The organism is Arcicella sp. LKC2W (genome assembly GCF_034931005.1).
Classification (GTDB): domain Bacteria; phylum Bacteroidota; class Bacteroidia; order Cytophagales; family Spirosomataceae; genus Arcicella.
Genome location: NZ_JAYGIN010000001.1, coordinates 402,923 through 426,269 on the forward strand (window position 1 = coordinate 402,923; position 23,347 = coordinate 426,269).

Annotated in this window: 15 protein-coding genes; 9 read left to right on the forward strand and 6 right to left on the reverse strand. The window is 34.3% G+C overall.

Going from position 1 to position 23,347, the window contains the following annotated elements; translation table 11 throughout:
* Positions 1-96: 96 nt before the first annotated feature.
* Positions 97-1,062, reverse strand: a complete 966-nt coding sequence (locus tag VB796_RS01470) for a hypothetical protein (protein ID WP_323344731.1) — start codon at positions 1,060-1,062, stop codon at positions 97-99.
* A gap of 327 nt (positions 1,063-1,389) precedes the next feature.
* On the opposite strand from VB796_RS01470, the gene VB796_RS01475 reads away from it, so the two are divergent.
* From VB796_RS01475 to VB796_RS01490, 4 genes are all read left to right on the forward strand, one after another.
* The gene (locus VB796_RS01475; protein ID WP_323344732.1) at positions 1,390-2,259 is read left to right on the forward strand and encodes an inositol oxygenase family protein; all 870 of its coding nucleotides are present in this window, start codon (positions 1,390-1,392) and stop codon (positions 2,257-2,259) included.
* 100 nt (positions 2,260-2,359) lie between these two features.
* The gene (locus tag VB796_RS01480) at positions 2,360-3,010 is read left to right on the forward strand and encodes a lysoplasmalogenase (protein ID WP_323344733.1); all 651 of its coding nucleotides are present in this window, start codon (positions 2,360-2,362) and stop codon (positions 3,008-3,010) included.
* Between the two features lie 318 nt (positions 3,011-3,328).
* The gene (locus VB796_RS01485; RefSeq protein ID WP_323344734.1) at positions 3,329-4,342 is read left to right on the forward strand and encodes a glycosyltransferase; all 1,014 of its coding nucleotides are present in this window, start codon (positions 3,329-3,331) and stop codon (positions 4,340-4,342) included.
* Positions 4,343-4,997: 655 nt separating this feature from the next.
* A complete protein-coding gene (locus VB796_RS01490; protein WP_323344735.1) occupies positions 4,998-6,647 on the forward strand; it encodes a CTP synthase in 1,650 nt (549 codons plus the stop codon).
* A 429-nt stretch (positions 6,648-7,076) separates the two neighbouring features.
* Here VB796_RS01490 and VB796_RS01495 read toward each other — a convergent pair whose 3' ends face one another.
* Positions 7,077-7,418, reverse strand: a complete 342-nt coding sequence (locus tag VB796_RS01495; protein WP_323344736.1) for a cupin domain-containing protein — start codon at positions 7,416-7,418, stop codon at positions 7,077-7,079.
* A gap of 59 nt (positions 7,419-7,477) precedes the next feature.
* Complete coding sequence (locus VB796_RS01500; protein WP_323344737.1) at positions 7,478-9,616, reverse strand: GEVED domain-containing protein; 2,139 nt, start codon at positions 9,614-9,616, stop codon at positions 7,478-7,480.
* A gap of 332 nt (positions 9,617-9,948) precedes the next feature.
* On the opposite strand from VB796_RS01500, the gene yidC reads away from it, so the two are divergent.
* Positions 9,949-11,808: a membrane protein insertase YidC gene (gene yidC / locus VB796_RS01505; protein ID WP_323344738.1), complete on the forward strand. Its 1,860-nt coding sequence runs from the start codon at positions 9,949-9,951 to the stop codon at positions 11,806-11,808.
* A gap of 183 nt (positions 11,809-11,991) precedes the next feature.
* Here the strand turns inward: yidC and VB796_RS01510 are convergent, their stop codons facing one another.
* Positions 11,992-15,255, reverse strand: a complete 3,264-nt coding sequence (locus VB796_RS01510) for a UvrD-helicase domain-containing protein (RefSeq protein ID WP_323344740.1) — start codon at positions 15,253-15,255, stop codon at positions 11,992-11,994.
* A 176-nt stretch (positions 15,256-15,431) separates the two neighbouring features.
* Here VB796_RS01510 and VB796_RS01515 point away from each other — a divergent pair, with 176 nt between their 5' ends.
* Positions 15,432-15,929, forward strand: coding sequence for a DUF2059 domain-containing protein (locus VB796_RS01515; protein WP_323344741.1), 498 nt, complete (start codon positions 15,432-15,434; stop codon positions 15,927-15,929).
* Positions 15,930-15,966: 37 nt separating this feature from the next.
* Here the strand turns inward: VB796_RS01515 and VB796_RS01520 are convergent, their stop codons facing one another.
* Positions 15,967-17,109: a glycerate kinase gene (locus VB796_RS01520; protein WP_323344742.1), complete on the reverse strand. Its 1,143-nt coding sequence runs from the start codon at positions 17,107-17,109 to the stop codon at positions 15,967-15,969.
* 40 nt (positions 17,110-17,149) lie between these two features.
* Entirely contained in the window at positions 17,150-19,927 is a 2,778-nt protein-coding gene (locus VB796_RS01525; RefSeq protein ID WP_323344743.1) for an ATP-binding protein, read from the reverse strand.
* Between the two features lie 397 nt (positions 19,928-20,324).
* Here VB796_RS01525 and VB796_RS01530 point away from each other — a divergent pair, with 397 nt between their 5' ends.
* The 3 genes from VB796_RS01530 (at position 20,325) to VB796_RS01540 (ending at position 23,193) form a co-directional block, all read left to right on the forward strand.
* Positions 20,325-21,275: an acetyl-CoA carboxylase carboxyltransferase subunit alpha gene (locus tag VB796_RS01530; protein WP_323344744.1), complete on the forward strand. Its 951-nt coding sequence runs from the start codon at positions 20,325-20,327 to the stop codon at positions 21,273-21,275.
* 107 nt (positions 21,276-21,382) lie between these two features.
* A complete protein-coding gene (locus tag VB796_RS01535) occupies positions 21,383-22,570 on the forward strand; it encodes a site-2 protease family protein (protein ID WP_323344745.1) in 1,188 nt (395 codons plus the stop codon).
* A 56-nt stretch (positions 22,571-22,626) separates the two neighbouring features.
* Positions 22,627-23,193, forward strand: coding sequence for a 1-acyl-sn-glycerol-3-phosphate acyltransferase (locus VB796_RS01540; RefSeq protein WP_323344746.1), 567 nt, complete (start codon positions 22,627-22,629; stop codon positions 23,191-23,193).
* Positions 23,194-23,347: the final 154 nt, after the last annotated feature.

Consider the following 23,347-nt stretch of genomic DNA (forward strand, 5'->3'; position numbering starts at 1 on the left):
ACTCGAAAAACACTATTAAAAATTGCATTTATACAAGAATTGCCAAATCTGATAAAATATCAAATTTGGCAATTCTTGTATAATTTTCTGAGAGATTTAAAAGTCAATACCCGTTCCTTTCATAAATTTTGAAGACAATTTTGACTTACTCGTGATATACCTCAAACTCAAACCTAAATAAGGTGTTGCGGGCATTGTGGAAGTTGCTAAATTTTCATTAGCGGTATTAAATGTTTTTACTTGACGAAAAGCGGTCAAGCCACCTTCAATTCCTAAATTGAATACATTTAGAACATGAGCATTGGCAGATAATGTAAACTTGACGTGTTGATAATTTTGACGACGAACTAATTTTTCTGCCGCACTATATTCTTGATACCCTCCACTAAAACCATCGTAAACGGTATTAAAATCAAGATGTAACCATTGGTTTGCCTTATAAGTTACACTTGCTCTAAATGGTAATATCCCAGAAACCTTCCAATCATCCCCAAAGGATTTTGTAAAACCAAAAATGGGAATAATTCTAAATTTTTGACTGTAAACAATGGCTGTTCCGTAGAGAATTTGGGTTCTAAGTCCTAAAATTCGCAGTCGTGCTGCACCACCATAAAAATACGGTTGTGGGTTAAAAAACGTTTCATTTGACTGCGTAACACCTCCACCAACACCATAAACCCAAAACTTTTCTCTTAAACTTGCCTTCAATTGCACATACGTCAAGCCCATTGTTTTATAACCACCGTCAGGTTGTTCTTTGCCATCAATAGTTGTGTTGATTTGGGCAAGATTGGCAATCAACAACGTATGTTTTGCTTGAATGTCCGCTTTTTTTCCAAAGCCAATTCCTGCTGAAATTTCGGTACTCAAAGGAATTATTCCCAAAGCAGAACTTCTATTTAAACCAAATTGATGACCGTTACTCATCGAGGCATCGGGCATAATTTCAGTTTTTAAAGTGATATTAGGATAAAATAATTGGCTTAATGAAGGAGTCTGGCAAAAAGCACCAAAACCAACAGAAATCATGATTGAAAAGCAAAAAAGTTTTTTTGAGAGCATAAATTTGAAGTTTTTAAATAAACGTAGAAGGTATTTTAAAAGTATGCTATGTTAAATTTTAAGATGAGTGAGTATTTTTATCAAAAACATTCTTTTAGGATTATTGAAAGTTAGAATTCCCTCTTTTCAACCGTCAGAGCTAATGAGGTAACATCTTGCTAATCAAGTCGATATTATTATGCAACAATTACAAACGTTTGCATATAAAAATCACCTCATTTTAAGGTTATTTTAAATCACACCGATTGAATTTATTTGATATAATTTATAACTTTGAATATAAGAATATTTACATTTTAACAATTAACCGTTTTCGGTTTTATCCTCATGGAATTTTCAGAAAAAGAAATTGCTCCGTTATCAAGCCTTGACGTTTGGGAAGATGATGTTTTATTGCGTTATCCAGAAGAAGATGCTCCTAAAAAAGCGAAAGAAGAATATCGCAATTACGATAATCCCGAAAGAGATACTGTACGTGAATTTTACAGATTAAACCACAAGTTTCAAACCTACGATTTTGTTAAAGAGAAGCAAGCAGAGTTTTTGAAATTCAATAAAACTGAAATGCCAATTTGGGAAGCATTCGATTTCTTGAATACCTTAGTGGATGATTCTGACCCTGATACTTCTCTCGACCAATGGCAACATTTGTTACAAACTTCTGAGGCAATCCGTGCTGACGGTCATCCAGATTGGTTTGTATTGACAGGTCTTTTACACGATATGGGTAAAGTTCTATGCCTTTTCGGTGAAGCTCAATGGGCAGTAGTTGGAGATACTTTCCCTGTGGGTTGTCAGCATTCGGATAAAATTGTTTATGCTGAATATTTTGCGGCAAATCCAGATGCCCACGATTCAAAATATAACACAAAATATGGCGTTTATGAACCAAATTGTGGTTTGAAAAACGTAGATATGTCGTGGGGACATGATGAATATCTGTACCAAATGGTTAAAGACCATTTACCAGAAGAAGCATTGTACATGATTCGTTACCACTCATTTTATTCACAACATCGTGAAAATGCTTACGAACACTTGATGGACGAACACGACCACGCTATGTTTGAGTGGGTGAAGAAATTTAACCCTTACGATTTGTACTCAAAATTGCCAACGCCTCCAGATACGCAAGCATTGAAACCATATTACGAAGATTTGTTAAAAAAATATCTTCCAGCAACATTGAAGTTTTAATTTTAGAAGCCTTTATTCAGCAATGGATGAAGGCTTTTTTTTATTGATAAAATTCTGAGTAAATTGTGGCTACTCTTCCGCAATCAATATCCTAACCACGATGAAAACTAAAACGTTTACCTACATTTTTGCCACTATTTCTATTCTTGAAATTATTTCGGGAATGATTGATTATCGGGAAGGCGTATTTTTGACAAAACCTTTGATAATGCTTTCTATTATCGTTTTCTACTATTTACAATCTCAAAAATCTTTCGAAAAACAAGATATTTTAATGCTGATTGCTTTTACCTTCTCATGGTTGGGAGATATTTTTTTAATGTTTTCGGGAGAATTATTTTTCATGTTAGGTTTAGGGTCTTTCATGATGACACATCTATTTTACATTTTTGTTTTTAGTAGAAATAAAACAAAAGCCAACCATTTAGCTCGGATTTGTATTCCAATTCTTTCTATTTCAATATTTTTACTTATTTACAATCATGTTGAAAAAGGTTTACTGATTCCCGTTTTGGTGTATATGTTGGCAATTAGTACGATGGCAATTACCGCTTCGGAAAGGAAAACGAATACGGAAAGTTTTAGATTTGTATTTGTGGGAGCCATATTATTTGTCATTTCTGACTCATTTCTTGCCATCGAAAAATTTGCCTATAAAATACCTGCTTCAACTATTTTAATAATGTCAACTTACATTTTAGCCCAATATTTCATCGCTACGGGATTTTTAAAACAATCTTTAAAAGCGTAAATTGAGCCTTTAAACGTAACACAGACTTTAGTCTGTACGTAAATTAAACAACAGGCTGAAGCGTGTACTACTAAAGAACAGACTGAAGTCTGTGTTACTAAACAACAGGCTGAAGTCTGTGTTACTAAACAACAGGCTGAAACCTGTACTACTAAAGAACAGACTGAAGTCTGTGTTACTAAACAACAGACTGAAGTCTGTGTTACTAAACAACAGGCTGAAACCTGTACTACTAAAAAACAGACTGAAGTCTGTGTTACTAAACAACAGGCTGAAGCCTGTGCTACTAAAGAACAGACTGAAGTCTGTGTTACCACAATGACCAGAAAATATTCGATAATTATTCCCGTTTATAACCGCCCCGATGAAGTTGAAGAATTATTGGAATGCCTTGTAAAACAAACTTATAAAAACTTTGAAATCGTAATTATTGAAGATGGTTCAGCCACAAAATGTGATACTGTTATCGATAAGTTTGAGCATAAATTAGAAATTCATTATTATTTTCAAGAAAATACTGGACAAGGTTTTGCCCGCAACACAGGTTTCAGATACGCTCAAGGTGATTATTTTATCATTTTGGACTCTGACGCTCTTATCGAACCAAACTATCTTGAAATCGTTGAAAATCAACTCAATACCCATTATTTAGATTTATATGGAGGTCCCGACCGTGACCATCCCAACTTCTCTCCTATCCAAAAAGCCATCAGTTATTCTATGACTTCTGTTTTCACAACGGGTGGCATTAGAGGTAGTAAAAAGAATTTAGGCGGGACTTTTCATCCAAGAAGTTTCAATATGGGACTTTCGAGAGCAGTTTATGAAAAAACAAAAGGCTTCATCATTACTCGCATGGGCGAAGATATTGAGTTTTCGATTCGAGCAATTTCTTTAGGTTTTAAATCAGGATTAATTCCCGAAGCATTTATTTATCACAAACGCAGAACCAGTTTTTCACAATTTTATAAGCAATTGAGATTCTTTGGTAAAGCACGCATAAATATCAGTCGTTTTTTCCCGAAAGAATTAAAATTGGTGCATACCTTCCCGATGGTTTTCACCTTAGGATGTTTCTCAATTCCATTTCTATATTTTATTTACAAACCACTCTTTTATCTCGGAATTTGCCTTCTTTCACTTTACGTTTTATTGAACTTCATAGATTCTACTTTAAAAAATAAAAGTATAAAAGTTGGCTTATTGAGTATCGTAGCGGTTTTTGTACAATTATTAGCTTATGGAATTGGTTTCATGACCGAAGCTTGGAAAAAACTATTTGAAGAGAAAGGCTATAAACAAACAGGCGAACAAATAGAATATCCGTCTTAAATAAATGGGAAATCTCGTATTCCTCATTTGTTATTTTTTAAAATTTTCAAATAACTTTTGAAAACTATACGGAACTATCTACAATTTGTCGCAGAATAAAATTAGCCCACAGATTGTACTGATTCAACGGATAAATTTAAAGAAAAATCAGTGTAAATCTGTTTTATCTGTTCTATCCGTGGTCTAATTTTGTCTTCCGACAAATTGTAGATAATTCCGAAACTATATTCGTCCGTAAAAGATAAAATCCTGAAAATCAAATATTTATTTTCAGGATTTTATCTTTTATAAAACAAATCACTTTTACCCGCTTTTTCAGATTGATTTAACAAATAATTAAAAACTTTTAATCTTATGATTCCATTCATAACCATCTGATTAATAATAATTTAATTTTAATTTTATCCCATTTTCAAGAATTCTATTTTCAAAACCTTTGTATTTACTACCTACTTCAACAAAAATGTCCTAACTTTGTATCCCGTAACAACAGGTTGCGGAATATTCCTCCTCCTAAGTTTCTTTTCATAGAAGTCCCCATTCGTAATGTATGAATTATTGCCAAAATTATCTCAACAAGGTAATTTGTTAGGCTATTGTGCATATCTACGACTACCGACTTCAAGACTTACGACTAAAATAAAATTTATCAACCATGTCAGGCAAAGGGCAACCTAAAACCGCAAAATACATTTTCGTTACGGGCGGTGTAACATCATCATTGGGCAAAGGAATTGTAGCTTCTTCTCTCGCTAAATTACTACAAGCCAGAGGCTTATCTGTAACAATTCAAAAATTTGACCCTTACATCAACATCGACCCAGGAACATTAAATCCTTATGAACACGGGGAATGTTATGTAACTAACGACGGTGCAGAAACCGACCTTGACCTTGGTCATTACGAGCGTTTTTTGGGAGTTCCAACTTCACAAGCTAACAACATTACGACGGGTCGAGTTTATAATAATGTTATCACGAAAGAACGTCGTGGAGATTATTTGGGAAAAACGGTTCAAGTTATTCCACATATTACCGACGAAATCAAACGTAATATTTTGCTTTTGGGTGAAACTGGTCTTTATGATATTGTCATTACCGAAATTGGAGGTTGCGTAGGAGATATTGAATCTTTGCCATTCATCGAAGCAGCTCGTCAATTGAAGTGGGATTTAGGCGAAAAAAATACGCTTTTTATTCACCTTACGCTTGTTCCTTATTTGGCATCAGCGGGTGAATTGAAGACAAAACCAACGCAACATTCAGTGCGTGCTTTGTCTGAATTGGGCGTTCAACCAGATATTATTGTTTGTAGAACGGAACATCCAATTCCGATTGAAATGCGTCGTAAAATTGCACTTTTCTGTAACGTTTCTCCAAACGATGTTATTGAATCAATTGATGCAGAGACTATTTACGATGTGCCTTTATTGATGAGAAAAGAGAAGCTTGACCAACGTGCTTTGTATAAATTGGACATTTATAACGATAAAGACGCTGACCTTGAATCTTGGAAAAACTTCTTGGGTAAACTAAAAAATCCTACGGAGCAAATTACAGTTGGTTTAGTAGGAAAATACGTTGAATTGAAAGATTCATACAAATCAATTGCTGAAGGTTTGATTCATGCAGGAGCTGTTAACGAAACGAAAGTAAACGTAAAATGGATTTCATCTGAAAATTTGGTAGATGCAGGTTACGAAAAAAGATTAGAAGAACTTGACGGAATATTAGTTGCTCCAGGTTTCGGAGAAAGAGGAATTGAAGGGAAAATTAACGCTGTCAGATTTGCTCGTGAAAACAAAATTCCATTCTTTGGAATTTGTTTGGGAATGCAATGTGCGGTTATTGAATACGCTCGTAACGTCTTAAAATTAGAAGATGCTCATTCATTTGAAATGAATCCAGAAACGACAAACCCTGTGATTGATTTGATGGAAGAACAAAAATCAGTGACAAACAAAGGCGGAACGATGCGATTAGGAGCTTATGCTTGTAAATTAGAAAAAGGCTCTTTGGCACATTCTATTTATGGAAAATTAAATATCCAAGAACGCCACCGTCACCGCTTTGAGTTTAACAATGCCTATTTAGAGCAATTTAAAACCGCAGGCATGATTCCAACGGGAATTAACCCAGAGTCAGGTTTGGTAGAAGTTGTTGAAATTAAAGACCATCCTTTCTTTATTGGTGTTCAGTTTCACCCAGAATATAAATCTAATGTAGCAAATCCAGCTCCGCTTTTTGTTCATTTTGTGAAAGCAGTATTGAAAAATGCGATTCCATTGATGAAGGGAGCGAAATAGGAATTTAGAGTTTAGATGAACTGGTTAGTTATATTGTACCCAATTAATGATTTCACAATCCCTGTAAATCTATGTGTTCTATTTTCTCTACATGGTTTATTTTATTACCATTGAGGTAGGATAGAAAACATAGAATCTTAAACGTTTCGTTTTAGCAAAGCATTTTGTTGCAATAGTTAACACTAATATGAGTACAATTTAACTAACCAATTCATTTAGAGTTTAGAGTTTAGAGTTTAGAGTTTAGAGTTTAGAGTTTAGAGTTTAGAGTTTAGAGTTTAGAGTTTAGAGTTTAGAGTTTAGAGTTTAGAGTTTAGAGTTTAGAGTTTAGAGAAAAAGGCTTTTTAGTGGATTAAGTTCCCTAAAAAGCCTTTTTATTTTATGAGGTATAAAACACATAACTAATACCTCATAACTCTTAACTAATACCTAAGAAACCAAGTCTTCCCGCATTGGGTTAAAAACGTCTATCAAAAGACCTTCTTCTAAACAAATAACTCCATGAGTGATATTGGAAGGAGCAAAATAGACATCACCTTCCGATAAAATCTTTTTATCCTCTCCTATTGTCACTTCAAATTTTCCTTTTGCGATATAACTAATTTGCTTGTGCGGATGATAATGCAATGCTCCGATTCCGCCTTTTTCAAAAGCTACTTTCATTAACATCACATCATTATCGTAAGACATAATTTTACGACGAAGCCCTCCTCCCAATTCTTCCCAAGCTATTTCATTATCTTCTACTAAAGTTTTTCCAAAAATATTCATATCAAAATTCGTTTTTATTTAGAAGAAGGAAAAGTATAAAATTTACTGATAACTTAATTTTATGGTGTAACTAACTTCAATAATCCAGTTTGTTGGAGTGTCAAAACGCCGTATGCTCTTAAATCTTTTGCGTGAGCAGTTATAGAAGATGGAACGGTAACCGTATGTCCAGAAGTGATAGTAACAATATCCAAATTAGTTGGAATTCTGGCACATGACCAAACGGTTGAATCATCCCAATTTCCCGATTTGACAGAATACATTGAACAATTATTGGTTACGGTTAGAGCATAATCTTCTATTTGACCAGAGCCAAAGCCCGTTTGTCCAACAATTGTACAAGAATTGGAAGACGAAGATGGGTCTGCTAAAACTCTCACTCTCAATAATGTATTTGCTACTGCGGTATTAGGAATTGTAATTGTTCCAGAATAAACGTTTCCACCCGTTAAACCACTGGTTGTGCCAGATAAAACCGTTTCGTCCGCCTCTATAAACTGTCCGTTATTATTATAATCAATATAAACCTTGACTTTATGAGCATTGGTAAAATATCCGCCCACTGTTAAAGTATAAGTATTTCCAGCAACGACATTTGTTTGATTAAGACAAGAATTATCCACATAATTTTTCCCATCTGATTGTGAACTCGACGATGTTGTATTTATGGCAGGTGTTCCATTAAAGGCGAAACTAGCAATTCCAAAATAAACACTCAATCCATTGCTTGCCGTTGGCGTACAGGCGACTGGGGAATTGTCCCCTAATGAGCAACATGGACTAATAACTGTCTGCTGATTATTACCACAACCATTTGCATCACTTACTGTTAAAACAACGTTTGTACCATTAGGGACATTAATGACACTATTTCCGATAACCATTCCTAATGAACTTGTAACGATAAAATTGTTCGGATTATTAAAAGTTAAACTATAAAAACCACCTGTTCCGCAAGCTGTAACAATATTAGTAACTCCGGGATTATAGAAAAGTACCGTTTTAGTATCAGTTAAACCATTGGCACAAGTGAGTCCATACGTCCAAGTAGATTGCTGACCAGCACTTAATACGGGTTTTAAGCCATAACTTGTTACAACATTTCCATTAATTGTCATAGTTTGAATAGAACTACACAAACACATGGCTGAAAAATTAGGAAAAGCTGTGGATGTACAAAAAGTTGGTGTTGCAGATATTGTTGCCACTGGAATACTCGGAGTTGTTTGCAAAACTGGCGAAGTCAATAACACTGAATGATAAGATTCAATAAAATTTCGCATAAACGTTTTTTGATTCACCGTAAATTGAGTTCCACAATTAGTATTCAAATAATTCATAATATTTTTCTGAATATTCCCATAAGCAGCATTGGTACAAGGATTTATACTGTTCATCGCAGTTGTAGAACACGACCATTCATGTGAACAAATTGAACCAATTGAATAAGCCGTTAAATTAGGTGTATCTGTCAAACCATCGCCATCGCCACAATTACAGTTTGTGGTAGTCCCTGGAGTAGCATCTGTTGGAAATGGGTGAGCCAATCCAAAATAATGAGCAATTTCATGTGGAGAAACTTGTTCATTAGGTGTTTTCACAGAATTTGCCAAAACAATAAAGCCTTCACTTGGTCCACCCACTCCTGCAGCACCATTGTCCAATTTATGAACAATCCAGATATTTGCATAAAGGTTTTTAGGCCAAACCTTCCAACTTTGTATAGTTGCCCATGAAACGCCAGTATTAAAAACGCCCTTTGATACATAAGTTGCATTTCCAGAAGCATCGTATCTTGTAATACCCGTTGTGGTATTGCAAGTTGGGTCTTGTTTTGCCAATTCAAACTCAATTTCAATATCTTGGCTACCAGCAAATGCTCCCGTAGCACGATATGCAGCATTCAAATTAGCCACCATTGTATTTACTTCTGTATCAGTAATAATACTTGATGAAGTACTCGGCTCAATTACATGAACAACAAGCGGAATTTTAACAACACCTGTCAATAACGAAGTTTGGTTGCCCTGATTTTGACCTTTCAAAGAATTCATTTTCGCTAAAACTTGTCTGGAAATTTCCTGCGTTTGAGCATCAGGTTCATACACGCATTTGTACGGAACATCCTGAGCTTGAATTTTGGTTGAAGAAAAAAGAATAAAAATTAAAAGAATGAAGCAGTTGAGAATTGTTTTCATTTTGAAATAGCATTTTGAGTAAATAATAACAAAAGCTACTTAGACTATTGGGAATCTATTAAAGTAATTGCTAAGGTAAAAAGATTTTTATTGAAAAAAAATGACCTCCTCAAAATCTAAGAAAAACTACCTTTCAACTACTTAGTATCAACCACTAATCACAATTAAACCAAAAGCATTGCCAAATAACGAATAAGTCTTAGTAATTTTGTAGAATCAAAGCCAAACGCTTTAACGGTTTTCATAATTTTTGAACTAATTAACCGATAAAATTCTTTTTTGAATGATTGAGTCAATAAACTCAATCATCAAAACTTAATACTTTTAAAACAATGATGGATAGAAATCAAGTCACGGGGTTAGTATTGATAATGGCAATGTTGCTGGGTTATCAATTTTTCTTTGCCCCAAAGATTGAACCAGAGAAACCACAAGACAAAGCCAAAACAACTCAAGCTTCTGCCACTCCTCAAAAAGTAGCCACTCCAGACTCAAATGCTTTAAAATCAGCCGCAGGTGATTTTGCATCGGCAGCCGTTGGAACGCCAAAAGATGTTGTGTTAGAAAATAAAGATATTAAAGTTACTTTTTCTACACAAGGTGGACGAGTGAAACAAGTTTTATTGAAAAACTATAAAACTTACACCACTTTTGAAGAACAAAAAAATGACCCTTTAGTAATTTTTGACGAAGCTTTTGATAAAATTTCCCTCGAATTACCAACAACCAAAGGAAATATTGATTTGAATAAATTGTATTTCAATACTTCATCTGTCGGTGGAATGGTTGCTGAAGGAAAAACAGAGAAAGTTGTCTTTACTTTACAATTAGCTAATGGACAATCAGTTGAACAGTCTTATTCATTGGCTGGTGCTGGTTTTTTATTGGATAATGATTTAAAACTGACTGGTTTAAACGGAATCTTGAAAAATGAATCCGTTAAACTGAATTGGTTAGAAAACGTTCGTCCGACTGAAAAAGATTTAACAGAAAACCGTAAAGCAACCGTAAATTATTTATTAAATGATGGTGAAAATTTCGACCAACTTTCTGAAACACCAACGGGAGCAAATGATGCTACTTTAGACCAACCTTTAAAGTGGGTTTCTTTCAAGAAAAAATACTTCTTGTCAAGTTTTATTACGAAAAATGAGCCAATCCAAAAAGCACAAGTTTTCGGAACTGCCAACGAACAAGATTCGGTAAATATCAAAACGCTTCGTGCCAATATGGATTTGGATTTAGCAGGTATTAAAGCAGGAAAAGGTAATTTTCAATGGTATTTTGGACCAAATGATTATAACATCATCAAAAACGTTGCCCCAGGTTTTGGCAAAAACGTAAAATTGAGTTATGACATTTTCTTGCCAATCACTCGCTATATTTTTGTTCCGTTATTTAATGTTTTAGAAACGGTTTTCTCAAACTATGGTTTGTTGATTATTGCATTAGTTTTGATTATCAAATTTGCTCTTTTACCATTGACTTACAAGTCGTATGTGAGCATGGCTAAAATGAGAATTTTACAGCCTGAATTAAATGCTTTAAAAGAGAAAATTGGTGACGATGCAGCCAAACAACAACAAGCTCAAATGAAATTGTACGGAGAAGTTGGTGTAAGTCCATTGAGTGGTTGTATTCCTGTTTTGGCAACCATGCCTGTTTTGATGGCGGTATTTATGCTCTTCCCGAACTTGATTAACTTGCGTCAGGAGTCGTTTTTATGGGCAAATGACCTTTCAACTTTCGACTCGATTGCTACTTTACCGTTCAGTATTCCATTGTACGGAAATCATATCAGTTTGTTTACATTGTTGATGACCGTTTCAAGTATTGCTTACGGTTATTATAACAACCAAAATACGCCTGACCAAACAGGACAACCCATTGACATGAAGAAAATGGCATACATCACGCCTGTCATTTTTATGTTTGTGATGAACTCTTTACCAGCAGGTATGAGTTTCTACTATTTCATTTCAAACATTGTAACCATTTTACAACAAATTGGTATTCGTAAGTTTGTTGATGAAGATAAAATCAAGGCAATTTTGGACGAAAATCGTAAGAAAATTGCAGCAGGTGGCGTTAAAAAATCTCGTTTCTCTGAATATATTTCAAAGCAAATGAAAGCGGTTGAAGAAGCACAAAAAACGCAACAAGAAGAAACAGGAAAGAAAAAGAAGAAATAAGTGGTGAATGGAAATTAGTTATTAGAAATTGGTTTTCCAATAAGCTAATTGGTGATTGTTTCACAAAACAAAAGGCGATAGATTCAAAATCTATCGCCTTTTTGATTGTAAGATAATGTAGTGGCGAATAGCATTCGCCATTATTGTAAAATGGCGAATGCTATTCGCCACTACCAATCCAATCTACACAACAGCAACAATGTCATCGCCTTCCAAATACACCAAAATTCCTTCTACATTCTTATGCCCCATATCTCGATAAATATTCATGTACTGCCGAACTTGCGTTTTATGAGATTCTGATTTTGAACCCGTTTTATAATCTAAAATTACAATTCGGTCTTTTAATCTCACCACACGGTCGGGACGAAGTGGATTTCCTTTAGGCATCAAAATCTCACGTTCATTTTTCACTAAATCTTCATGTACTTCAAACAGAGGCTTGATTTTCTCTAAGTTGATGATTTTCAGGATACTTGCCTTAATTTCTTCCAATTCAGTATCTACAATTAAACCTTCTCTGAGCGATTCTTGCAAAGCAAAATCAATGTCAGTTAGCGTTCTGATTTTAGCAAAAGTATTGTGAATTTTATTACCATAATCACGGCTTTTCTCAAAAGTTTCAATATCAAAAAGGCGTTCTGCCGAATGACGTAATTTAATCGTATTACTTCTTTCAGAACTCATAACCGCATCTATTTCAATGACTTGCTCAACTTTTTTAGGTTTATTACTGATGCGTTTATTTTCTCCTTGACTAATAATTTCGATATGCCTTTCGCCTTTTTCAATAGGCGGACAACCCACAAAACGATACAATTGATTGCCAACCGTTTTATCGAATTTAAAGGTATCTTGTTTGATTATCAAATACAAACGGTCAGTTGGGCGAGTCAAAGCCACATAAAGCATATTCAAACTTTCTAAAAAAGTCTTCTCTTTTTCTGCATGAAACTGTGGAGCGATAACTGTTTCTGCTAATTTGTTAGAAACTCTCAGCGGAGCTGTTTTTAATATCGAATCCTGATTGGGTTTCAATTCAAGTTCATTGGGTAAATTTGCCCAAATTTCAGAAAACAAACCTGTATCCATCGTCCAATGGCAATATGGAATAATAACCACAGGGTATTCCAAACCTTTCGATTTATGAATACTGGTAACAGTTACCGCATTCTGTCCGTCGGGCGTGGAGATAGAAAGCACGTTTTTCTTCTGTTCCCAAAATTGTAAAAAATCGGTAAGGTGCGTACTTTTCTTCGTCTGAAAATCAAGTACAACATCTAAAAATCTGAATAAAAAATCTAATTCTTTGTGATGTTCAAAAAGATGAAAAGTATTGATAATTTTCTCTGCTACTTCATACAAAGCCATTTGTTGTAACCGAAAAGAACTTAATAAATATCCTTGTTTTTCAATCAGGGCATAAAACTGATTAACATCCTTATTTTCAATAGATTGCTTAATTATTTGATTATCGTCTGTATTCGGAATTTTCTGCAAAACCACTCGATAAAATAGATAAATAGCTTCGTATTTTGCTAAAGTATTTTCTGGATTTTGAATTACTTTCATCAAAGCCATCGTGAGATTGACCGCCTCAGAAAAGTTCAAATTCAAAGAATCCGAAGAAATGACTTGAATATTTGCATCTTTCAAAGAATTGGCAACAATTCGGGCGTGCTGATTTTTGCGACAAAGCACAGCAATATCTTCGTAAGCATATCCTGCGGCTAAACTTTCATCAATCAATTCCAGAATTCTATCAAACATTAATTCGTCTTCCCCATCTCCTGTCAAAAAATCAATCTCTACGTGTCCACCCGATTTTGGATTATTGGGAATTTTTTGAGCAAAATGTTCATCGTAAACCTTTGGTAAAATCGGAGCAATCGCTTCATTATCAGGTGATTCCTTGATGAATTGAAAAATATCGTTATTGAATTTAATAATCTCTTTTGAGCTTCGATAATTGGTTGTAAGGTTTTCGGGTTTCAAATACGGACGAATACTGGCGTAACGTTCAGTCAAAAAATCATTGTCTTCATTTCCTTCTACCAATTTTTCCAAATCCTCTTTGTGCAAGTGAACAATCAGCTCCATTTCGCCACCTCTAAACCGATAAATTGACTGTTTGGCATCACCAACGGCTAAATTAAAGTGTCCGTTTGCCAAAGAATTTTCAACCAAAGGCAAGAAATTATGCCATTGCAAAGTAGAAGTATCTTGAAATTCATCAATCAAAATATGATTATACTTTTCGCCCAAACGCTCATACACAAACGGAATCGGCTCAGTCATGACAATTTCCAAGATTTTACGGTTAAATTCCGAAATATGAATTTGTCCTGTATCATTCTGAATTTCAGCAATTTCTCTTTTTAATTGACTCAATAATGCCAATTTTTTAAGTTGTTTTGTCACTTCCTGAAAAAGCACATATTTGGGTTTTTCATTTTCATGAATCTTGGCAATTTCTTCTAAATAGAGGCGTAATTCATCCGAAATTCCATCAATACGAGCCGCAATATCTTTCTTTTGCGTTTTTGAATACCACAAATTTTCGCTCAGAGCCTTTTCTACATAAGAATTTGCCTTGTAAAAAACATCTTGAAATTCTAATCGCTGGAAGTACGCACCAACGCCATTCTTTTTTTGGCTAAAATCTTCAATATCCAAATTAGCTTCATAAATGGTATTGGAAGCAATATTCGCAATCGTTTTTATTTTGGTTTCAATATATTCAGAATATTCTTTCAAATTCTTTTCAACCAATAGAAAATCAGCAGGTTGCAGTTCGGCAATAGATTCAACCGAAGCCTGAAATTGGTCAGATAAGAGACTTCTGCCAAAAGAAGCCAACTCACTTGGTAAGCCATTCCACGATTTTCCGTCATTGGCTTTTTCCATCGCAAAACTTTGAATTGCTTCCGTAATTTGCTCGAAATTTTCGGTATTTACTTTCTGAAATAATTGTTCAACCGCACCTTCCAACAAAACATCAGAATCAAGATTTACTTCAAAATTGAACGGAAAACCCAATTCTTCGGTAAAAGCCGCCACAATTCTTTGCACAAAAGAGTCAATTGTTGAAACCGAAAAATTGGCGTATTCGTGGATAATATGTTTGAAAGTTTTATTGGCTCTATCTCGCAAAGTCCATTCATCAATATTGATTCCTTCTTCTTTTAATTCCGCTAAAATTTGCTGAAAAATTCCTTCCGATTCTTCAATTTCTTGTGGGTCTGTGCTGGCAAATTGTTTGAGGTATTTCAAAATCCGTTCCTTCATTTCTTGTGATGCTTTTTTGGTAAAAGTCACTGCCAAAATATGGTTAAAATACCAAGGAGAAGTCGTTTTTAAAGCTAATTTGATGTATTCCTTCGCAAGGGTGTAGGTTTTTCCCGAACCTGCGGAAGACGAATATATTTTGAATTTTGGGGATAGCATTATGTGTTTTTTTTATTTCTAAGGTGAAATTACCGTTTAATAAACCTAAATGGAATTGGTTTTGTAAAGTTATTGAATTAATATATATTCGTACAAAGAGTTTTGAGAGGAAAACCCTGTCATTACGAGCGTAATTTAGTCACATTTCACAAATCAATTCAAATTTTTAAATCGTTATGAAAAAAACTTTTTTAGTAATCGCCATACTTTTAAGCAATTCATTGGTAGGTTTTACACAGAGCAAACAGGATAATATTAAAGAATTATTAAAGTCGATGCAAATCGAAAAAATGATGAGTGGAGCTTATGATGCAATAATTCCGATGATGAAAGCTCAAATGAAATCAAATCCTGTGATGCAGGATTCTCTACGAACAAAAAATATGGATGCGACGATGCGGAAAGTAATGGATGCAAGTAAAGAAATGACCAAATCCTTCATGGAAAATGAAATGACAGGTATTTATGAAAGAAATTTTACGGAAAATGAAGTAAAGGATTTATTGGCATTTTACAAAACGCCAACTGGACAGAAAATGATTGAAAGTCAGCCTACTATTCAGCGAGAAACAATGCAAATTATGATGACGAAATATATGCCTGCCTTCAGAGATAAGATGAAGGCGATAACGGATGAAATAATTTCTGACGCTAAAATTGAGAAAAAAGATTAGTTAAAGTAGCCATTATTTCAAAAATACCCCGAAAGTGTTAGAACTCTCGGGGTATTTTTTTCAAAAGATTTCCCAATAAAACACCCTGATTTTCAACTAATTGAGGCGTTTCTTTTAACGCTTCTTCTAACGAAATCGGAGCATTTAAAATTGATGTAGCGTAAAGAATACCTTTTTGTTTGGCAACCGTTGGAATATCTTGCAATGTTCCACAAATGATAATTACGGGGACATTGACCTGATTTGCTTTTGCTAAAAGTTGAGAAATCAATTTCCCATCCCATGTTTGGCTATCTACTTTTCCTTCCCCTGTGATTAAAATATCGGAGTTTTTGAGGAGTTCTTCTGTATTATTTATTTCTAAAATCCACGAAGCCGCCGAAATAATTTTGGCATTTAATAAAACGGCTAATCCTCCAGAAACACCACCTCCTGCCCCACTTCCAACTAAGTTTTGTGGATTTTGTCCGAATTGTTTTTCTAAAACCTCCGCAAAGTTTTGTAATCCTTTGTCTAAAAATTCAATGCCTTCATCATCAGCTCCTTTTTGCCTTGCAAATACATAAGCCGCCCCATTTTCTCCATAAAAAGGATTCGTAACGTCGGTTGCGATGGTGAATTTTACGGTTGATAATTCTTTCAAAACATTGGCAGTTTCAACTTTTTTGACCTTTATCAAATTTTCACCGATTGGAGTTAAAATTTGTTCATTTTCATCTAAAAACTCAAAACCTAAAGCTGAAGCAATCCCCATTCCTGCATCATTTGTAGCAGTTCCTCCAACGGTAAAAACAATTTTATTTGCCCCTTTTTGAATGGCATCTTTAATAAGAATCCCTGTACCGTAGCTACTGTTTTTCAGGCAATTACGTTCTTTGGGCAACAACAATTCAATACCAGAAGCACGAGCCATTTCTATAATTGCAGTTTTGTTTTTTTCTACAAAAAGATAGGTAGCGGATATCTTTCTTTGGAGTGGGTCGGTTGTCTCAACGTTGATAAATTCTCCTTTTAGGTTTTTATTGAGACTTTCCAAAGTGCCTTCACCACCATCTGCAAGCGGTAATAATGTACATTTTGCTTCTGGAAAAGTTGTCAAAATTCCTTTTTCAAGAAAAGTACAAATATCTCCAGCACTTAACGCATCCTTAAATTTATCAGGGGCAATTAAAATTTTCATAGAAAAATCGCTCAATTGGATTGGCTATTATTTTTATATTTTACTTCCAATCAGAAGGAGTTTTTCCATATCTTTCCAAAAATACTTTTGAAAAGTACGGTAAACTATCAAAACCAACTTGATACGCAATTTCAGAAACTGACCCAATTCCTCTTTTAAGGCTATCTGCGGCAATTGCTAAACGATAATTCCTAACAAATTCCGTTACAGTTTGATTGGTAATTGCCTTTAACTTTCTCCGTAATTGTACACTTGACAAATTCATTTCATTGGCAAAGGTATCTACGTCAAATTCACTTTTATCAAGATATTTGTCGATAATTGATTTGGCTTTTTGGATGAATATTTCGTCAATTGTTAATTCTTTTACAACCTCTACAATTTGCGTTTTATCTGAAATTATTGGAGCATATTTTTCACGCATTAATTGCCGTTGAGCAACCAAATTATGTACTCTTAATATCAATTCTTCACGATTGAATGGCTTCGATACATAGTCATCAGCACCTTTGCCAAGACCAATCAATTTATCCGACAATGTGGCTTTGGCAGTCAGCATGATGACTGGAATATGATTAATTCTTTCGTCATTTTTCAGCTTTTCACAGAAGCCTAAACCGTCTAAATTGGGCATCATTAAATCACAAATTACAATATCAGGAATATATTCGAGTGATTTTTTCAGTCCTTCTTCTCCATCTACCGCCATCATTAATTGAAAATCATTGCCAAAAATACTACCGATATAATTTCGTAAGTCTGCGTTGTCTTCCACAATTAACATTACATTTTGTCCTTCTGTTTCGGTAACAATATTCTCCTCTTGTAATTCTTGGCTAATTAAATTTTCTTGTACAAAGAGATGCCTTAGATTTTCGGTTGGGTTATTCAGTGCAACAAATGGTAAAGTCAGATGGAAAGTAGTGCCTTCTCCAAGTTGGCTATTCACTTGAATTTTCCCTTCCAAGAAATTAATTAACTCTTTTACCAACGACAACCCTATGCCTGTTCCTTCGTGCTGGCGTTGATTAGTGTCATCAATTTGATAAAATCTGTCAAAAATATGAGGTAAACGTTCGGAAGAAATCCCAATTCCAAAATCTTGAACACTAATATTGATAAGTCCTTTTTCATCAACAACCTTAAAATCAACTCTCACAATGATTCGTCCATTTTCAGAAGTAAATTTGAAAGCATTTGACAATAAATTAGTTAAAATTTTCTCTAATTTATCAAGGTCAAATTTCCCAAATTGCTGTAAATGACTTTGCGAATGATTAAATATGATTTGTTTCCCTTGAGCTAAAGATTCAAATGAGGCAAAAATTTGTCTAAAAAACGGCACTAAATCTACTTCTTCAACGGAAATTGTCATTTCACCAGCTTCTAATTTAGACAAATCAAGTAACTGATTTATAAGACTTTGCAATCTTTGAAGATTACGTTTCATTACGGCAATAATTCCTTCTTGTGGGTATTTCTTTTGAAGGTCATCAATCGGGCCTACCAATAAAGTTAACGGAGTTCTAAACTCATGCGAAATATTGGTAAAGAATTGAGTTTTTATGTTGTCAAGCTCTTTCAGACGAGCATTCTGCTCCAAATTGAAGTTAAGTTTTTGTTCTGCAATAAGTTTATTTCTTTCGGTATTCTTAAAAATCTGTCCCAAGAAAAAGATAAAGAAGAAAAACTCTGCGAGAAAGAAATAATACGACAACATATAAATTGGCTGAAATTCTATCCAACCCAATAATCTTACATAAAGCAAACACGTACTGCAAAGCCCAAAAATGAAAAGAATACTATAATATTTGGCAAAAGAAGTTTTCTTAATGGTAAAATAAACATTCAAAATGATGTAATAAATAGAAGATGCAATGATGAGATATGCTCCTCCTTTTAACCAATACCATTGATAATCAAAAAAGATGATAGCATTCAGAAAAATGTTTACGACCAAAATCATGACGATACTGTACAGGTATAATCTGTGGAATTTATGAACCTTAAAGGCAACCAATATAAAAAGACCTGCCCCCAAAGTAGCTGAATTATAAAACAAAAAATCAAGTTTTTTTGCCATATCAGGGTCGTCAGTAAAAAGTGGACCTGCGATATTGAGAAATCCCCAATAATTAAAAGTTCGGATGATGGTATAAAGAGAATAAAGTCTGAATGACAAGTCTTTAATGACAAAGAAACTCAACACCAAAACCAAGAAAAGTCGAAAAAATATCAAACCATTTAAGAACCCTTCTCCTGCAAAATCGTCCAATCGTGATTTGTGGTAGGCTTCTGGCGTATAAAGACGAATTGTTCCATAATGCCCTCTTTGGCTCGATAGTTTTATGTAAATAGTCTTGGCTTGTTTGGGTAAAAGTTTGAAAGGAAATATAGGGTCTTCCTGAATAAATTTTTTTTCTCGTTCTGAAGTAATAATTTTTTGTTGTTTATGTAAAAAACCTTTATTTAAACTATCAGGAACGTAAAAATCAAGCTGTTCAGCTAATGGATTAGTCCACATCAAAATCCAATTTTCAAACTTAGTTTCTGTATTATTTAAGGTGAATCTCACCCAATAATCATCGTTGGAATAAGGAAAAACAAAATATTTTTTAGTGTGTTTTTTAAAGTGTTGAGTTTTTATTTGCTCTAAGGTGAGGGTTTTGGTTGAGTCTCTAAAAATTTCGATGGAAGACGTAATATTGGCAGGAAATTGTTTGGTTTTGGAGAGATTTATTCCCTGTGTAAATCCATTTCCTCCATTAAACAAAATAAGAATTAACAGAAAAATGGAATGATGTGTTAAAGTTTTCATGGGTATTAATGTGTTACTTAGATAAAATTAGGGGTAATATTTTCATTTTTTAAAATTGAATTTTCAATCAAAAAATGTATTAACATGAAGGCAATCCTTTAGAATACGGAGCAAAATACATATTTGCTTTTGTTTTTTATGCTTTTTAAGACAAAAATGAAACTTATTTACCTATAACCATCAAAAAAAGTTTTAAATAGCTTTTTCAAAACTGCAATTCTTATATTTTTAAGTAACTACCTGTAACTCAAAGCTATATATGCAATTTTCAAGCCTAAATCTGAGCTTTTTTTTTAAGCATTTATCAAAATATCAAAAATAATTCTCCACACTTCACATTATTGACTAATTTTGTAACCACACTAACCTGCGGATTCGTTCCGTTAATTTACTGCCCATGCGTACTTTGTTAGATTTTGAAAAACCGATTGCCGAACTCGAAACCAAATTGGCAGAGATGAAAAAATTGGCTATCGACAACAACGTTGATGTTTCAGCTGCCGCTTCGCAATTGGAAAACAGCATCGAAGAACTCAAAAAAGAAACGTTCACAAACCTCACTCGCTGGCAAAGAGTTCAGCTTTCTCGTCACCCAGAACGCCCTTATACCCTTGATTATATCGAACAAATGTGCGATGAATTTATCGAAATTTATGGCGATAGAACCGTAGGTGATGACAAAGCAATGGTGGGAGGTTTCGGAAAAATAGGCGACCAAACCGTTATGTTTATTGGTCAACAAAAAGGACGAAATACCAAACAACGTCAGTTAAGAAATTTCGGTATGCCCAATCCAGAAGGCTATCGTAAGGCACTTCGCTTAATGAAAATGGCGGAAAAATTTGGCAAACCAATCGTGACTTTGATTGATACTCCAGGTGCTTTTCCAGGCTTAGAAGCAGAAGAACGTGGTCAAGGTGAGGCAATTGCTCGTAATATCCGTGATATGTTCATGTTAAAAGTACCTGTAATTTGTATTATCATCGGTGAGGGTGCATCAGGAGGAGCTTTAGGAATTGCCATTGGTGACCGTGTTTTGATGTTAGAAAATTCATGGTATTCTGTAATTTCACCAGAAAACTGCTCTACTATCCTTTGGAGAACTTGGGATTTTAAAGAACAAGCTGCCGAAGCATTAAAATTGACAGCCCTTGATATGAAAGGTAACGGCTTAGTGGATGGAATCATTCCAGAACCATTAGGAGGAGCTCATTTGAACCCAACTTTAGCAACTGATATTGTTAAAAAAGTAATTTTAGAAACTATCAATGAACTTCAACAAATATCTCCAACCCAAAGAATCAATCAACGTGTTGAGAAATTTAGCGGAATGGGAGTTTATAATTAAGTCGCTTTAGGTTTTAAGCAATAGGCTTTTAACAAAATCATTGATATTTAACTTTCATAACTTTTGTTAAATGCCTAAAGCTTATTGCTTAATGCTTATCGCACTTCATGAAATACAAAACCCAGATTATCCAAGCCGTTCTTTTTATTACTACTCTGATTACAACCACTTTAGCTGGAGCAGAGTCAATGACAGGACGTTTTTTCTTCTTTTTATCCCCAGAAACAATCCTTCATTTTCCAGAAGATTTCTGGCAGGGTTTTCAATTCTCAATTCCTTTTCTTGCCATACTAACTTGCCATGAATTTGGGCATTATTTCATGGCTCGATACTACAAGATAAAAGTTTCCCTTCCTTATTATATTCCTATGTGGCTGAGTGCTATTTCAATGAGTATTGGCACAATGGGAGCAGTAATCAGAATGATTGGGCAAACTCGCTCACGAAAAGAATATTTTGATATTGGTATTGCTGGACCTCTGGCTGGATTTGTCGTTGCCCTTTTTGTTTTGTACTACGGTTTTTCGCACCTTCCACCTCTTGATTATATTTTCAAAATTCATCCAGAATATATAAAATTCGGGGAACACTATAAAACCGATGTTTTGCAGTTTACTAAATTTATGGATGGACAGCTTGTTTTGGGAGATAATTTATTGTTTAAATTCTTCAAAAAATATGTGGCTGACCCAAAATTATTACCTCCAAATTTTGAAATAATGCACTATCCAGTTATTTGGGCTGGTTATTTATCTTTGTTTTTCACAGCTCTAAATCTTATTCCAATTGGTCAATTAGACGGTGGACATATTTTGTATGGTTTAATTGGGAAGAAAAATTTTAATATCGTTTCTCCAATTATTTTTATTGGTTTCGTCCTCTTTGCAGGATATGGTTTATTGACGATAAATGACATTAAAAATATAGGAACGGGAGGGCAATATAAAGACGAATCAGAGTTTTTTACTTGGCTTTTAGGCTATATATTCTTTCTAAGAATCTGTTTTTCAAGGATTTCTGAAAACCAAATGACTTCATGGGCTTTAAGTTTAGGTGTGGTGTTTACCCAATTTTTATTGAGTTATATCCCCGAAATTGCCACATCACATGGTTTTATTGGTTTTTTACCTTTTGCTTTATTTTTGGGGAAATTTGTAGGTATTTATCACCCAGAAGTAGAAATTGATGAACCTTTAGATTTTAAGCGAAAACTACTCGGCTGGCTTACACTTATTATATTTATTTTGTGTTTCACTCCTTATCCCTTCATGGAAATAGATTTTTCAGCTAAATAAGTGGCTATTTAATCGGGAAATAATTATATTTATGAAAATATCCCGACCACAAAATTATGCTTAATTTTATATTCAAATCACTTTTCAAACTTAGAGGCTGGAAACTCGTTGGCACTTTCCCATCATACATTCCTAAAACCATCGCTATTGTAGCTCCTCATGCAGATTGGGTTGATTTTCCCGTTGGACTTGGTGCAAGAGCCGCCATCGGTGTAAAAATGAGTTTTCTTGGCAAAGAAGAATTATTTAGAGGTCCATTTGGGTGGGTTTTTCACTGGCTTGGAGGTAAACCTGTTGACCGTTTCAATAATCATAATGTTGTCGATGCGGTAGCAAATTTATTTCACAACAATGAAAAACTAAACATCGTATTAGCTCCCGAAGGTACAAGAAAAGAAGTAGCAAAGCTCAGAACAGGTTTTTACTATATGGCAAAAAATGCCGATGTTCCCATTATTATGATTGCTTTTGACTATCCCAAAAAAGAAGTGGTTATCAGAGAGCCATTTTTTACAAGTGATAATATTAATGAAGATTTGAAAACTATCGCTCAGTTTTTCAATCAAGTAAGCGGAGTAAAAAAAGAATGGATACGAAATTATTTAGAAGAAAGCCTCGTGTAGTAGAGTTAGTAGTTTATGAGTTAAGGGCAGAGTTAAAAGTTTATGAGTTAAGGGTTTATGAGTAAATTCTACATCATAAACTCTAAACTCATAAACTCTAAACTCATAAACTCTAAACTCATAAACTCTAAACTCTAAACTCATAAACTCTAAA